Source organism: Jiangella gansuensis DSM 44835 (assembly GCF_000515395.1).
In the GTDB taxonomy this organism is placed as follows: Bacteria; Actinomycetota; Actinomycetes; order Jiangellales; family Jiangellaceae; genus Jiangella; species Jiangella gansuensis.
In genome coordinates, this window is sequence record NZ_KI911782.1 from 1903212 (window position 1) to 1917905 (window position 14694).

9 protein-coding genes and 2 tRNA genes are annotated in these 14694 nt (G+C 70.8%); 10 read left to right on the plus strand and 1 reads right to left on the minus strand.

What is annotated here, in order from left to right; genetic code table 11:
- Window positions 1–446: 446 nt before the first annotated feature.
- The 9 genes from JIAGA_RS32965 to JIAGA_RS28635 all read left to right on the plus strand — a co-directional run bounded on the left by JIAGA_RS32965 (window position 447) and on the right by JIAGA_RS28635 (window position 13476).
- Window positions 447–4211, plus strand: coding sequence for a GH116 family glycosyl hydrolase (locus tag JIAGA_RS32965; RefSeq protein ID WP_051425902.1), 3765 nt, complete (start codon window positions 447–449; stop codon window positions 4209–4211).
- On the plus strand, window positions 4208–5347 hold the full coding sequence (locus tag JIAGA_RS28625) for a GTP-binding protein (RefSeq protein ID WP_035812316.1): 1140 nt from the start codon (window positions 4208–4210) through the stop codon (window positions 5345–5347). Before JIAGA_RS32965 ends, JIAGA_RS28625 begins: the two co-directional genes overlap by 4 nt.
- A gap of 82 nt (window positions 5348–5429) precedes the next feature.
- Window positions 5430–6980, plus strand: a complete 1551-nt coding sequence (locus JIAGA_RS0109265) for a sugar ABC transporter ATP-binding protein (RefSeq protein ID WP_245597140.1) — start codon at window positions 5430–5432, stop codon at window positions 6978–6980.
- Window positions 6977–8011 carry an ABC transporter permease gene (locus tag JIAGA_RS0109270; RefSeq protein ID WP_026875445.1) on the plus strand — a complete coding sequence of 345 codons (1035 nt, stop codon included), beginning with the start codon at window positions 6977–6979 and terminating at the stop codon, window positions 8009–8011. Before JIAGA_RS0109265 ends, JIAGA_RS0109270 begins: the two co-directional genes overlap by 4 nt.
- 20 nt (window positions 8012–8031) lie before the next feature.
- Window positions 8032–9051, plus strand: a complete 1020-nt coding sequence (locus tag JIAGA_RS0109275; protein WP_026875446.1) for a substrate-binding domain-containing protein — start codon at window positions 8032–8034, stop codon at window positions 9049–9051.
- An 87-nt stretch (window positions 9052–9138) separates the two neighbouring features.
- Window positions 9139–12339, plus strand: a complete 3201-nt coding sequence (locus JIAGA_RS28630; protein ID WP_084469587.1) for a DUF2961 domain-containing protein — start codon at window positions 9139–9141, stop codon at window positions 12337–12339.
- 104 nt (window positions 12340–12443) lie between these two features.
- A tRNA-Gln gene (locus JIAGA_RS0109285) sits at window positions 12444–12515 on the plus strand.
- Between the two features lie 90 nt (window positions 12516–12605).
- A tRNA-Glu gene (locus JIAGA_RS0109290) sits at window positions 12606–12678 on the plus strand.
- Between the two features lie 297 nt (window positions 12679–12975).
- Entirely contained in the window at window positions 12976–13476 is a 501-nt protein-coding gene (locus tag JIAGA_RS28635; RefSeq protein ID WP_169738844.1) for a hypothetical protein, read from the plus strand.
- Between the two features lie 5 nt (window positions 13477–13481).
- Here the strand turns inward: JIAGA_RS28635 and JIAGA_RS0109300 are convergent, their stop codons facing one another.
- Window positions 13482–13919: an AAA family ATPase gene (locus JIAGA_RS0109300; RefSeq protein WP_026875448.1), complete on the minus strand. Its 438-nt coding sequence runs from the start codon at window positions 13917–13919 to the stop codon at window positions 13482–13484.
- Between the two features lie 144 nt (window positions 13920–14063).
- On the opposite strand from JIAGA_RS0109300, the gene JIAGA_RS0109305 reads away from it, so the two are divergent.
- On the plus strand, window positions 14064–14312 hold the full coding sequence (locus JIAGA_RS0109305) for a hypothetical protein (RefSeq protein WP_026875449.1): 249 nt from the start codon (window positions 14064–14066) through the stop codon (window positions 14310–14312).
- The last annotated feature ends 382 nt before the right edge of the window (window positions 14313–14694 follow it).

Sequence of the window (14694 nt, forward strand, 5' to 3'; positions counted from 1 at the left end):
CCGGCCCGCCGCGCCGCCGTCCCGCCGCGCTGCCGTCCCGCCGCGCTGCCGGGTCTGCCCGGCGCTGCCCTCGGGTCCCGCGCCGCCCGCAATAGTGTGGGACGACCTCGATAGCCGCAGCCGTGCCTGTGGGCCGATTGTGTCCCCGCAGCGCGGTTCCCGCCATTGACGTCGTTCCGCGCTATCGAGGTCCAGCCGGCCGGCGGCGGTTCCCAGGAGGCGGTGGCGCCGGTGCCGAGGTTGCGCCGTCCGGCCATCCAAGCCGGCCCACACCAGGCGTTCTACCGCCCCACGCGGCAAGCATCCCTGGTGGAGCGGGAGGACCCATGCCGAACGTGATCATTTCGGGGTCACTGAGCGGAAACCGGGCATTGACAGGTTCGTCACATTGCACCTAGTGTCAGCAATCGATTTCTCACCGTCCGCACACACCCCCGGAGGACGCGATGGGCATCGACCTCACTCCAACCCACGATCCGGCTGCGGAGTGTTGCGGCGGCGCGTCGTGCGATCCCGGCGGGCTGAGCCGGCGGGCGTTCATCGCGCTCTCCGCCGTCGGTGCGGCCACCGGCGGTGCGGCCCTCGGGCTCTGGCCGGCCGGTGCCGGCCGGGCGGCCGCCGCCATGCCGCACACGCGCTCCGTCCCCACCGCCGGCCTGGACCGGCGCTGGCTGGACAGCATCGGCGCCCGCGGCGCCGCCACCGAGTACACCGGCGCGGCGCTGCGGCGCATCGGGATGCCGGTCGGCGGTGCCTGCGCCGGCCAGGTCTACCTCGCCGGCGACGGCCGCCCGTGGCTGTGGGACGTGTTCAACGCCGACAGCTTCCGCTACGGCGGCGACGACTGGCAGGGCCTGCACTATGCCGACCCGATCGACCTGGACCCCTTCGTCACCACCGGTTTCGCCGTCCGCTGGACCAGCGACGACGACGGCGCGACCCGGACCCGCTCCTTGGACAGCGACGGCTTCGCCGACGTGCGGTTCCGCGGCCGGTACCCGATCGGCCACGTCGAGCTGCGCGACGACGCGGTCCCGCTGGAAGTGGACCTGGACGCGTTCTCGCCGTTCGTGCCCACGAACGTGGCCGACTCGTCGCTCCCGGCCACGGTCTTCGAGTACACGCTGCGCAACCGCTCGGAGCGTCCCATCGAGGCGCAGATCCTGGGTCTGGCCGAGAACCCGGTCTGCGTCGACAGCCGGCGCACCCAGCCGATCCTGCTGAAGACCGGACCCACCGACGCCCACCGCGACGCCGCCGGCCTCGTCCACACGGCCGCCACCTACGACGGCCCCGAGCCGGACCGCCCGGACATCGTCTTCGAGGACTGGGAGCGCGACACCTACGCGCCGTGGACGGCGAGCGGCACCGCGTTCGGGCCCGGCCCGGTCGCCGTCGGCGAGCTGCCCGGTTACATGCTGCGCGGCGGCAGCCTCGGTGTCAGCGGCGAGCACCTCGTCACCTCCCACCACTTCCGCGACGGCGGCGACGTGTTCGAGGCCGACACCCACACCGGCCGGCTGACCAGCCCGGAGTTCACCATCGAGCGGGCCGGCATCGTGGTCCGAGTCGGCGGCGGCGCCCACGCCGGCGCGACCTGCCTCAATGTCGTCGTCGACGGTGCCGTGGTCGCCACCGCGACCGGCGCGAACGAGGAACGGCTGCGCACCTACTGGCTGGATGTCGCAGCGCACCAGGGCAGCACCGCCACCATCGAGATCGTCGACACCGTCACCGGCGCGTGGGGGCACGTCAACGTCGACCGCATCGTGTTCACCGACCGTCCCGCGCCGCGGCCGGACGTCATCATCGAGGACTGGGAACGCACCACGTACGCCCCCTGGACGGCCTCCGGGACCGCGTTCGGGTCCGGCCCGGTCACCGAGGCGGAGGCACCGGCCTACTTCCGCCGCGAGGGAGCGTTGAACGTCACCGGGCAGCGCTTCGTCACCTCGCACAACTGGCGCGACGGCGGGCCGCCTGCCGACGACCACCAGGGCCGCCTCACCAGCCCGCCGTTCACCATCGACCGGCGCTACCTGGCGGCCAACATCGCCGGCGGCAACCGGGTGGACGCCGGTCTGAACGTCGTCGTCGACGGCGAGGTGGTCGCGCGCCTCACCGGCCACAACTCCGAGGTCATGCGCCAGAAGTCCATCGACGTCAGCGCCCATCAGGGCCGCACCGCCGTCATCGAGCTGGTCGACGAGGGCGTCGGCGGCTGGGCGCACGTCAACTGTGACCGCATCTGGCTCTCCGACGTGCCCATTGACGAGCGGCCGCTGGAGGAGCTTCCCGACGCGGGCACGTTCGGGCTGGCGGTCTTCGACCGGCCGGATGCCACCGTCCGGCCGTCCATCGCCGACTGGTCCACGCCCGAGGCCTGGTTCGACTCCGCCGACGGCCCGCTGGAGGTCGACGGCGGCAGCGGTGCCATCGCCGGCACCGTGAGCACCACGGTCAGCCTGCGACCCGGCGAGGCCACGACCGTCCGGTTCGGGCTGGCCTGGCACTTCCCGAAGATCGGCAGCCGCTTCGGCTACATCCAGGGCGCGGTGAACCTGCGCCGGCACTACGGCGAGGTGTACGCCGATGCCGGCGCCGTCGTCGCCGACCTGGCAGAGCGCGGTGGCGAACTCGCCGCCGCCACCCACACCTTCGCCACCACCTGGTACGACGACGCCACTCTGCCGGTGTGGTTCCTGGAACGCACCCTGATCCCGGCGTCCACCGTCGCCACCGGCACCTGCCTGCGCTTCCACGACGGCCGGTTCTACGGCTGGGAGGGCATCTACTGCTGCGACGGCACCTGCACCCACGTGTGGAACTACGCGCAGTCGATCGGGCGGCTGTTCCCGGAGCTGGAGCGCGACGCGCGGGAGCGGGTCGACTTCGGCATCGCCTTCCACGATGACACCGGTGCCATCGACTACCGCGGCGAGGCGCACCGGCGGGTGGCGCACGACGGCCAGTGCGGCAACATCCTGCGCACATACCGCGAGCACCAGATGTCCGCCGACGGCGCGTTCCTCGCCCGCATCTGGCCGCAGGTGAAGGCGGCGACGGAGTACCTGATCAGGCACGACGGCCTCGGCGACGGTGGCACTGCGGACGGCGTCATCGAGGACGAGCAGTACAACACTCTGGACGCCTCGTGGTACGGCGAGATCCCGTGGATCACCGGCCTGTACGTCGCCGCGCTGCGGGCCGCGGCGGAGATGGCCGATGACGCCGGCGACGCCGCGTTCGCCGAGCGCTGCCGAACGCTCGCCGACGCCGGCAGCGCCCACCTGGACTCCGCGCTCTGGAACGACACCTACGGCTATTACGAGCACGTGGTCGACCCGGAGCACGCCGATGCCACCAACTCCAACCGCGGCTGCCACATCGATCAGATGTTCGGGCAGACCTACGCCCACCAGCTCGGGCTGCCGCGCGTGTTCTCCGAACGGAACGCTCGCGCAGCACTGCAAAGCCTGGTCCGCTACAACTACCTGCCGGATGCGCAGGCGTACCAGGACGAATCCGGCATCGTCGGCGGCCGCGTCTACAGCACCGAGGGCGAGGCCGGCACCGTCATGTGTACCTGGCCGTTCGGCGGCGCCGACACCGCGCCGGGCAATGGCGATCCAGGTCTGGTCGCGTACTTCAACGAGGTATGGACCGGCCAGGAGTACCAGCTCGCGGCGCACCTCATGGCCGAGGGCATGGTGGACGAGGCGCTGGCCGTCACCCGCGCGGTGCATGACCGCTACACCGCGCAGAAGCGCAACCCGTACAACGAGATCGAGTGCTCTGACCACTACGCGCGGGCCATGATGAGCCACGCGGTGTACCTGGCGGCGACGGGCTACGAGTACCACGGCCCGCGCGGCCACCTGGGCTTCGCGCCCCGGCTGGGCGAACCGGCGGACGTCGCCGCCGCGTTCACCGTCGCCGAGGGCTGGGGACTGTACCGGCAGGAACGGACCGGGACGCGGCAGCGCAGCGAGGTGGAGCTGCGCTACGGCCGGCTGCGGGTGCGCTCGTTCGCGACCCGGGTGCCGGAGCGGCCCGGACGACGGCAGGTGGTCGCGGAGCTGGTGACCGACCGGCGCCGGCGCCGGCTCGACGTCGCGGACGTCGCTTTGGACGGCGAGCGGGTGTTGGTGACGCTGGCCGCCGATGTCGAGCTGAGCACGGCCGACACGCTGGTGGTGACGGTCGCATGAGAGTCCGCTTCGTCGCGCTCAGCGGGTTCCTCGGCGCCGGCAAGACGACGACGCTCGGGGCCCTGGCCCGGCTGCTGGAGACCCGCGGCCGGCGCGTCGCGGCCATCACCAACGACCAGGGCGAACAGCTGGTGGACACCCGGGTCGCGGCAACGGCCACCGGTGACGTCGCCGAGGTGACGGGCGGCTGCTTCTGCTGCCGGTTCGACGACCTGGAGGCGGTGGTGACGGCCGCGATCGAGCGCGGTGCCGACACCGTCGTCGCCGAGTCCGTCGGCACCTGCACCGACCTGCAGGCGACGGTGGTCCGGCCGCTGCGCCGGCGCTACGGCGACGGGTTCACGGTGGCGCCGCTGGTGGCCGTGGTCGACCCGATCCGGCACGCCGGGCTCGGCCGTTCGCTGACACTGCGCGACGAGCGCTCCGACTTGGCGTACCTGTACGACCGGCAACTCGCCGACGCCGACGTCGTCGCCGTCAACAAGATCGACGCGACGCCGCGCGAGGACGTCGAGCGAACCATCGCCGACCTGCGGCGACGGTATCCGCACGCGGGGGTCCTGGCGTACTCGGCGACGACGGCGGAGGGCCTGGCCGCGTTGTCCGGCCTGGTCGCGGACGACGACGGTGACGGTGCGGCCGCCGTCGCCGCCCGGGACCTCGACATCGACTACGACCGGTACGCCGCCGCGGAGGCGGAGCTGGCCTGGCTGAACCACACCGTGCGGCTGGCTCCGGCCGGTGCCGGGCCGGTGCCACCGGCCAGGTGGGGTGCGGCGGCACTGACCCATCTGCGCACGGCCGCGGCCCGGAACGGCTGGACCATCGGACATGCCAAGGTCGCCATCGAGGCCGGCGGCCGTCTCACCAAGCTGAGCCTGGTGGACGCGGCCCGGCCGCCGGTGACCGACCTCGACGCCGCGCCCGGCTCGACGACCACCGCCGGGCCGGCCACCGCCGTGGTGAACGCCCGCATCGCCTGCCGCCCGCAGGACCTGGACGAGGCCGTGCTGGCCGCGGTGGCCGCCGCCGACGGCGTCACCGGCACGGTCTCCACGCCACACGCCGGGCCGCCGGCGTCGTTCGCGCCGACGTACCCGACCCCGACCCACCGCATCCCGAGCACCCCCACGTGATCACGAGGCCGTAGCGACCTCCAGAGGAGGCGCCACGTCCTGTCGATCACCCGTACTGGTGGTCACCGAGAGGAGAAATCGATTGCTCGATTCCACCGCCCCACCGCTGCTCGCGATGCACGGCATCGTGAAGCACTTCGGCGGCGTCCATGCGCTGCGCGGCGTCGACCTCACCGTCGGGGCCGGCGAGGTGCATGCTCTGCTCGGTGAGAACGGCGCCGGCAAGTCGACCCTGATGAACATCCTGTCCGGGGTGATCCGCCCGGACGGCGGCGGCATCGAGCTCGGCGGCGAGCCGGTCGAGTTCACCTCGCCCGCCGACGCCCAGGCCGCCGGTGTCGCGATGATCCACCAGGAACTCGACCTGGTGCCGCAGTCGACCGTCACCGAGAACCTGTTCCTCGGCCGCGAGCCGCGCACCCGGCTGCGCGCTCTGGACCGGGCCGCGATGCGCCGGCAGGCGACGGCGCTGCTCGACGACATCGGCGTCGACATCGCGCCGGGCCGGCGGCTCAGCTCGCTGCGGGTCGGTGAACAGCAGATGGTCGCGATCGCCAAGGCGCTGAGCCTGGACGCGCGCGTCCTCGTCATGGACGAGCCGACGTCGGCGCTGGCGGACTCCGAGGTGGAGCGGCTGTTCGCGATCCTGCCCGGGCTGCGCCGGCGCGGCGTCGGCGTCATCTTCATCTCGCACCGGATGGACGAGATCGCAGTCATCGCCGACCGCGGGACCGTCCTGCGCGACGGGCGCAACGCCGGATCGTTCGTCGTCGCCGAGACGCGGCCGGCCGAGGTCATCAGGATGATGGTCGGGCAACCCATCGAGCAGCTGTTCCCCGACCGTGACCCGCCGGGCGACCGGGTGCGGCTGCGCGTGCGCGAGCTGACGGTCGCCGACGGGTCGGGCGCCGGCGGGCGCAGCGAGCCGCGCGGCATCGACCTCGATGTGCGAGCGGGCGAGGTCGTCGGCCTGGCCGGGCTGCTCGGCGCCGGCCGGACGGAGCTGCTGGACGCGCTGTTCGGGCTGGCCGGTCACCGGTTGAGCGGCACCGTCGAGCTGGACGGCGAGCCTGTCCGGCTGGGCGACCCGCGCGACGCCATCGCCGCCGGCATCGGCTACGTGCCGGAGGACCGGCGGGCCAGCGGCCTGGTGATGATGGAGTCGGTCGCGGCGAACATCGTGCTCGCCGCGTTGCCCGCGCTGGCCCGGGCCGGCTGGCGGCGCACCGGGCGTGAGCGGCAGGCGGTGGCGTCGTCCATCCGCGACCTGCACATCAAGACCGCGAGTGCGGACGCCGCCGTCGGGACCCTGTCCGGAGGCAACCAGCAGAAGGTGGTCTTCGCCCGGCACCTGCTGCGCGAGCCGCGGCTGCTGCTCCTGGACGACCCCACCCGTGGCGTCGACATCGGCGCCAAGTCCGAGATCTACCGGCTGCTCGCGAACCTGGCCGCCAGCGGCCTGGCCGTCGTCGTGGCGTCGTCGGAGCTGCCGGAGCTGCTCGGCATCTGCGACCGCATCGCGGTGCTGCGCGGCGGCCGCATCGTCACCGTGCTCGACGGCAGCGCCGCCACCCAGGAGACGATCCTCGCCGCGGCGAGCCTCGAGCCGAACACCACAGTGGAGGCCGGATGAGCGTCGACACCACCGAACCCGCCGCGCCGGAGGCGACCAAACGGCGGCGGTTCGTCATCCCGGAACGGTTCTTCACGTTCCAGAGCTACGTCGCACTGATCCTGGTCTTCCTGGCCGCGATCGTCTTCTCGCCGCGGCGCAACGGCGAGATCGTCTTCCTGAACTCGGAGAACCTGCTCAACATCGTCCGGGCGGTCTCCGAGATCGGCATCCTGGCGATCGGGATGACGTTCGTGATCCTCGTCGCCGGCATCGACCTGTCGGTGGGCGCCATCCTCGGCCTCGCGGCCACCGGGACGGCCAGCCTGCTCATGGTCAACGACTTCGGTGTGGCCATGACCGTCCTGATCATCCTCGCGATCGGGCTGGCCTTCGGCGCCACCCAGGGCTACTTGTCCGCGCGGCTTGGCATCCAGGCGTTCATCGTGACGCTGGCCGGGCTGCAGGTGGCCCGCGGGCTGGCGCGCATCTGGTCCGGCGGGCAGGGCATCGCGCTGGCCTACGGCGACGGCCCGGACGTCGCGCCGCAGGCGTTCTCGCTGCTCAACTCGCGGACGTTCAACGGCACGGTGCCGATCCCGGCGCTCATCTTCGTCGGCGTCGGCGTCATCGCGCTGATAGTCGTGCGCAAGACGGTGTTCGCCCGGCACGTCTACGCCGTCGGCGGCAACGAACGGGCGGCTCGGCTCTCAGGCATCCCGGTCACCCGGATCAAGGTGACGGTCTTCGCCATCTCCGGGCTGCTGGCGGCACTGGCCGGCATCATCCACGCCGGGCAGCTCAACCAGGGCAGCCCCAACGACGGCATGGGTTACGAGCTGGACGCCATCGCCGCCGTCGTCATCGGCGGCACCAGCCTGATGGGCGGCGTCGGGACGGTGTCTGGCACGCTCGCCGGCGCCCTGCTCCTGGGCATCCTCAACAACATCCTCGCCCTGAACAACATCGACTCGAACGTCCAGCTGCTGATCAAGGGCGTGATCATCGTCGCCGCGGCCGGCATCCAGGCCTTCCGATCGCAACAGAAGTAAGCCCAGAGAAGGGACCCGCCATGTCCAGAACCACCCGTGCGCTGACCGCGCTGTGCGGTACCGCGGCGCTGTTCGCCGCCGCCTCGTGCGGCACCGAGTCCGACGTCCCGGAGTCCGCCGGAGGCTCGGCTCAGCCCGACGACGGCGCGGAATGCGAGGGCGCCGACGGCGAATACCTCATCGGCATGAGCCAGGCCAACGTCGGCGAGCCGTACCGACAGCAGATGGACGACGACATCCGGGCCGCGGCGGAGGAGGTCGACCAGTTCGAGGTGGTGTTCGCCGACGCCGCCCAGGACAACGCCAAACAGGTCGCGGACGTCGAGAACTTCCTCACCCAGGGCATCGACCTGCTCATCATCAGCCCGAACGAGGCCGCGCCGCTGACCGCCGTCGTCGAGCGCGCCTACAACGAGGGCATCCCGGTCATCGTCCTGGACCGCAAGATCGAGGGCGATTCGTACACCCAGTTCATCGGCGCCGACAACGCCGAGATCGGTCGCGCCGCGGGGGAGTACGTCGCCACCGAACTGCTACCCGACGGCGGTTCCGTCGTGGAGTTGAAGGGCCTGCCCGGCTCCACTCCGGCTCAGGAGCGCGCCGACGGGTTCAGCGAGGGCATCGCGGCCAACCCGAACATCGAGATCATCGCGGAGGGCGTCGGCGACTGGCTGCGGGAGAAGGGGCAGAGCCAGTTCGAGGCGATCCTGCAGGCGCAGCAGTCCATCGACGTCGTCTACGCGCACAACGACCCGATGGCCGAGGGCGCCTACCTGGCCGCGCAGGCCGCCGGCCGCGAGACCGAGATGAGCTTCATCGGCATCGACGCACTGCCCATCCCGTCCGGCGGCATCAAGGCCGTGGAGGAGGGCCGGCTGTCGGCGACGTTCGTCTACCCGACCGGCGGTAAGGAGGCCGTCGCCACCGCCGAGCAGATCCTCGTCGAATGCGCCGACGTCGACAAGGAACAGATCCTCGAGACCGAGCTGATCACGCAGGACAACGCCGCCGAGGTCTACGCCCGCAACGCGACCCAGTAACGCCACCCTTCCTCCCATGATCATGTTCCCTGGCGGACGCTGAGCGACCGCCAGGGAACATGATCACCGGATCCCCGGAGGTCCCCGATGAACCTGGCACGACTGACCCTGACCGCCGCACTCATCGCCACCTCAGCCCTCAGCATGACCACCGCCAACGCCGCACCGCACCCCGTCGCCGGCGATACGGCGCAGACGAACCCGCACGGGCCCGTCGGGTGGGACGTCTACCGGCAGCTGGACCGGCTCCCGGAGCTACCCGCCGGCGTGGGCACCGAGCAGTTCTCCAGCTTCGACCGCACCGGCGGCAACGACGACGGTTTCGTCGGCACCTACTCGTGCCTGCGTCAGGCCGAGCACGGTTGCGTCATCGCCGAGCACACCGGGGCCGGCGAGATCGGCTCCATCTGGTTCACCCGCGACGGCGGCAACGTCTCTGCCACCGGGAACATCGTGATCGAGCTGGACGGGACGGTCGTCCTGGACGCCCCGCTGCAGGACGTCGTGGACGGCGAGCTGGGCGCCCCGTTCGTGTTCCCGCTGGTGGCGAACGCCGACCAGAGCTCCGGCGGCGTCACCATCAAGGTGCCCATGACGTACCGGGAGTCGATGCGGGTCTCCACCACGAATAACCCGCTGTTCCACCACGTCAGCTACCGGACCTTCCCGACCGCCGACGGCGTGCCCACGTTCGATCCGGCCGAGGTGCCGTCGGACGTCCTGGAGCTGCTCGCTGCCTACGGCACGCGGGACCCCAAACCGGCGCGTGACGACGCGCGCACGGCGACGCGGGACTTCGCGCTGGCGCCGGGGGAGAGCGTCCGGCTGGGCCGGTTCGCCGGCAGCGGACTGCTCACCGAGCTCGGCTTGCGGCTGCCGCAGGTGGTCGGCCCGACGGAGGGCCCGAGCGTCACCGACGACGGCCGCGCCCACGTCGGGACCAGCACGTTCACCGTCGCCGTCGACCCGGCCAACGAGGGCGTGCGGCTGACCCGGCGGCTGGACACGTTCTCCGGCGACCAGGTCGCCACCGTCTCTGTCGACGGTGTCGAGGTGGCCGAGTGGGAACCGCTGGCACCGACCGGAGGCGAGTGGGCCGACCAGACCGTGCAGCTGCCGGCATCGGTGACCGCGGGCAAGTCGTCGATCACCGTCACCAACACGTTCGTGTCCGCGAGCATCGACTACAACGAGTTCCGCTACTGGGTGGACTCCGTCGTGGACGGTGAACCGGTGCGCACCGACGAGGTGGACGTCGGCGCGTCGGCGGCGGCTCTGGAGAGCGAGGCCGCGCACGACTACGTCATCGTCGAGCAGCGCTGGCAGGGCGAGCGCACGTACACGTACCCGGCCGACCCCGGTCAGGAGCCGGTCGTCGCGGAGTCCGACGCGCTGCTGCGCGACCTGCGCCTCTCGATCTCGTTCGACGGCGAGCAGACGGTGGACGCCCCGGTCGGCGAGTTCTTCGGCTCCGGGCTGGGCGAGACGTCGGTGCGCTCGCTCATGTACGCGATGGACGACGGCGACGACGGCTGGTACCGGTCGTGGTGGCCGATGCCGTACGCGCGGTCGGCCGAGGTGTGGCTGGTGAACTCGTCCGACGTGCCGGTGACCGCGGGCTCGTCGTCGATCACCTGGGCCAGGGACTCGTCGGTGGCGCGGCAGCTGCGCGGCGCGGCGCCGTCCATCGGCTACTTCCAGGCGGAGAGCCGGCGCGGCGACACCGAGTTCGGCCGCGACTGGGTGTTCCTCGACGTCGTCGGGCACGGCAAGTTCGTCGGCGTTAACCACACCATGGAGGGCCGCATCACCGGCGGCAACATCCGCAACTACCTCGAAGGCGACGAGCGCGTCTACGTCGACGGCATGCGCACGCCGCAGCTCTACGGCACCGGCTCGGAGGACTTCTACGAGGGCGGCTGGTACTTCAACCGCAACGAGTTCTCCAACCCCACCAATGGCGCGCCGGAAATGGAGACCCGCAGCTTCGGCTGCGAGCACCAGTGCGACGCCGCCTACCGCCTGATGATCGCCGACTCGGTCGCGTTCCGCACCGGGCTGCGCTTCGGCATCGAGCCCGGCCCGACCGCGAACGAGCCGGCCGTGTACGGGTCGACGGCATTCTGGTACGGACACCAGGGTTCGGTGGGTCTGCGGGTGACGGACGTGGTGACGCCGGATTCTCCGGACGGGCGGGAGCTGACCTCGACGTTCGAGGGCGACGACGACACCGTTGCGGTCACGGGTTCCGTGGTGGACACGACCGAGCCGGTGACGTTCTCCGTCGACGTCGACCGGCGGAACGACGGCGTCAGGCTGCGGCGGCTGTCCGACCAGGCCTCTGCCGGCCAGGCGGCTTCGGTGACGGTGGACGGCGTCGAGGTCGGCCTGTGGCAGCAGCCGCTGGGCAACACGCACTCGCGGTGGCTGGAGGACGAGTTCGAGCTGCCGGCGTCGGTCACGGCGGGCAAGTCGTCGGTGTCGGTGACGCTGACGCCGGTCTCCGGGGCGCCGGCCTGGACCGCGGCGTCCTACGAGGTGCTGTCCCACGTGCGGCCGTTCTCGGACCGGACGCCGCCGGGCGCGGTGTCGTCGCTGGTGGCGACCGGCCTCGACACGAACGGCGTCGACGTCTCCTGGGCGGCCGCCGTCGATGACGTGTCCGTGGCGCGCTACCAGGTGCACGCGGCCCGGACCGCGGGTTTCACACCGTCGGACGAGACGCTGGTGGCGACGGTGTCGGCGCCGGGCTTCCGGCACGACGGGCTGGGGCTCGCCGAGACCTGGCACTACCGGGTCCGGGCGGTCGACTCGTCCGGCAACCTCGGCGCATGGTCGCAGGAGGTGTCCGGTACCACCGGCCGGACACTGAATGTCGAGGCAGAATCGCTGCTACCGGCCGTGTCGGCGTCCGCGCCGCTCGATGCCCAGGGCAACTGCTGCGGCGTCTCGTGGTCCGGGGGAGCGCAGCTGTGGTTCCGCGCCGATTCGGCGGGTGACACCGCCGTGCTGTCGTTCTCGGTGCCGACCTCGGGCAGCTACGACGTCTCGGCCGTGCTCACCCAGGCCGCTGACTACGGCACGGTGCAGCTGTCCGTCGACGGCTCACAGGTGGGGCCGGCGTTCGACGGCTTCAGCGGCGGCGTGCGTGTGGCCGATCCGGTCGCGCTGGGCTCGCTGGAACTGTCCGAAGGCGACCACGAGCTGACCCTGACCGTCACCGGTCGCAACGCCGCCGCGCGTGGGTTCCTCGTCGGCCTGGACCGGCTGTTGCTGCAGCTCAGCTGAGGCCGCGCGGGCCGCAGGGTAGCGGTCGGGCTGCCGGTTTGGATCGGACCCGGCCCGACCGCTATCCTTACCGGGCGGTCGAGCGGCAAACCCGCCCGATCCAGTGGGGTATGGTGTAATTGGCAGCACGACTGATTCTGGTTCAGTTAGTCTAGGTTCGAGTCCTGGTACCCCAGCGCCCGGCTCCAGTCGAGGAGTCGCTTCCAGCGAGTTTGGAGGCGGACCACGACTCGGGTACAGTTTCACCTCGCGACCACGGTCGCAAAGGCCCCGTTGTGTAGCGGCCTAGCACGCCGCCCTCTCAAGGCGGTAGCGCGGGTTCGAATCCCGTCGGGGCTACGCTGATGAAACGGCCCCTCACCTGCTAGAACGTAGGTGAGGGGCCGTTGTCGTCTGTCCGGCCGTCCACGGCTCCTGGCGACTTCTACGGGTGTTCTCGCCAAATGCGCGCCCAAGTTTTCGCGGCTGGTCTCGGTGGTCCAAGGCGTTCTCGATCCTGGGCCGGCCAGGCCGCATGACCGGCGCCACCCTGCACGGCTTCGTCGCGTGGCTGCGTGGCAGCGGCATCAACACGACCCTGCAGACCACGCCGCGACCGCAGGGCCTGCCGGAGGTCACCATGTCCGAGCAGGAACGATGGGCCCACGTCGAGCGGCTCCTGCACGACGACACGATCCGCCTCTACACCCGATCGGCGGGCTGTTCATGCTGCTGTTCGCCCAGCCGCTGGCCACCATCTGCCGCATGCGCACCGACCAGGTCACCATCACCGACGACGGTGACGTGCTGGTCCGCTTCAAGGACACGGCGATACAGATGCCCGGACCGCTCGACGCGCTCATCCGGGACCACCTGACGCGGCACGGGCAGGCCTCCTACGCCAGCAGGAACGGCCGATGGCTGTTCCCCGGCGGCATCACCGGCAACCCGTTGACCACCGAGAACGTCCGCAGCCAGCTCGTCGCGCGCGGCATCAAACCCCACGACTCGCGCAAGGCCGCGCTGTTCCAGCTCGCCGCTGAGGTCCCCACCCCGATCCTGGCCGACCTGCTCGGCATCCACACCACCACCGCCGTCGCCTGGGCCACCCTCGCCGCCCGCGACTGGAGCAGCTACATCACGGAACGAGCTCGCTGACAGCCTCACGTCAAGGCGTCGACGGCGTCGGCAAGCTCCCCAACGGGCCGCCGGCCGTCGAGCTCCATGCTTGCTCCCGCACGCAGCAACGGTTCGACCTCAGCGACGTATCGACGGATCTCGGCCTGCTGCTCCGGTGTCCGTCCGTATGGGTTGTTCGAGCGACGCGCGACACGCTCGATCAGGACGTCGACGGGCGCGCTGAGCAGCACCACATGATCGAACCGGTCATAGAAGTGGCCCTGATTCTCGACCGTGCCGGACACGACGACGTCACGGTGCATCGCCAGGAGCTCCTCCATCCGGACCTCATCCCAGTTGCCATCGGCTCGCACCCAGCCGCCGTAGTCGGTATCGACCGTGTGACGTCCACGCCGCTCCAACTCCTTCAGCAGGGTCGACTTTCCCGCTCCGGACATGCCGGTGACCAGGACGCGAGGCACCCCGGAAGCCTAACGCCGACAAGCGACCCAGACCGCTCCATCGCCGACCGGGGCACGACCGCTCGACCCGTCATGTGTTGTTGTGCGCCCGCTGCTCGTGCCGGGTATCGGCGGGCCACCAGCTGACGCTGACACTATGCCGGCATGTCGCTAGTGCGCATTCTGGACACCTTGGAGACCGATCGCCTCATCCTCCGGCGTAGCAGAGTGGGCGATGCCGCCATCTATCGCCAGATGTGGACCGAGCGGGATCCGCGGGTGCCGCCGCATCGGCAGATCGATCCCGAGGGCCGACCGACCGTGGAGGACATCGCCGCGCAGATACGTGCGGCGCGCGAGGAGCAGCCTGCGCGACGTCACCGGAAAGCAGAACGGCGGAGCAGTCGGGATTAGGCGTCCCGACTGCTCCGACGTTCCGCTTGCGCCTCTCTGTAGTCTTCCTCGCCTAACGATGGCTAGCTCCGCAAGGATGAAACGCTATGCTGACGTGGCGCTGGCGCTTATGCTATCCACCGCCAGCCGACCATCGCTAGCCAATAGAATAATGCTGCTGAAAGTGCTGCATTCACTACTAGAAGCACTGCGATCAGCGCATTGGGTGCCGATGAGTTCCTTAGCAAGAACCACATCGAGAGAACGGATACGATAGTGGTGTTTGCCGTGAACATATACGTTGTGGCTGGAGGGTCGTCGGATGGCCGATCCTGGGCCGCTGCGATAGCTATGAACAGCAGCGATACAACTGACCCTCCCCCGAACACGAGCAAACCCGTGC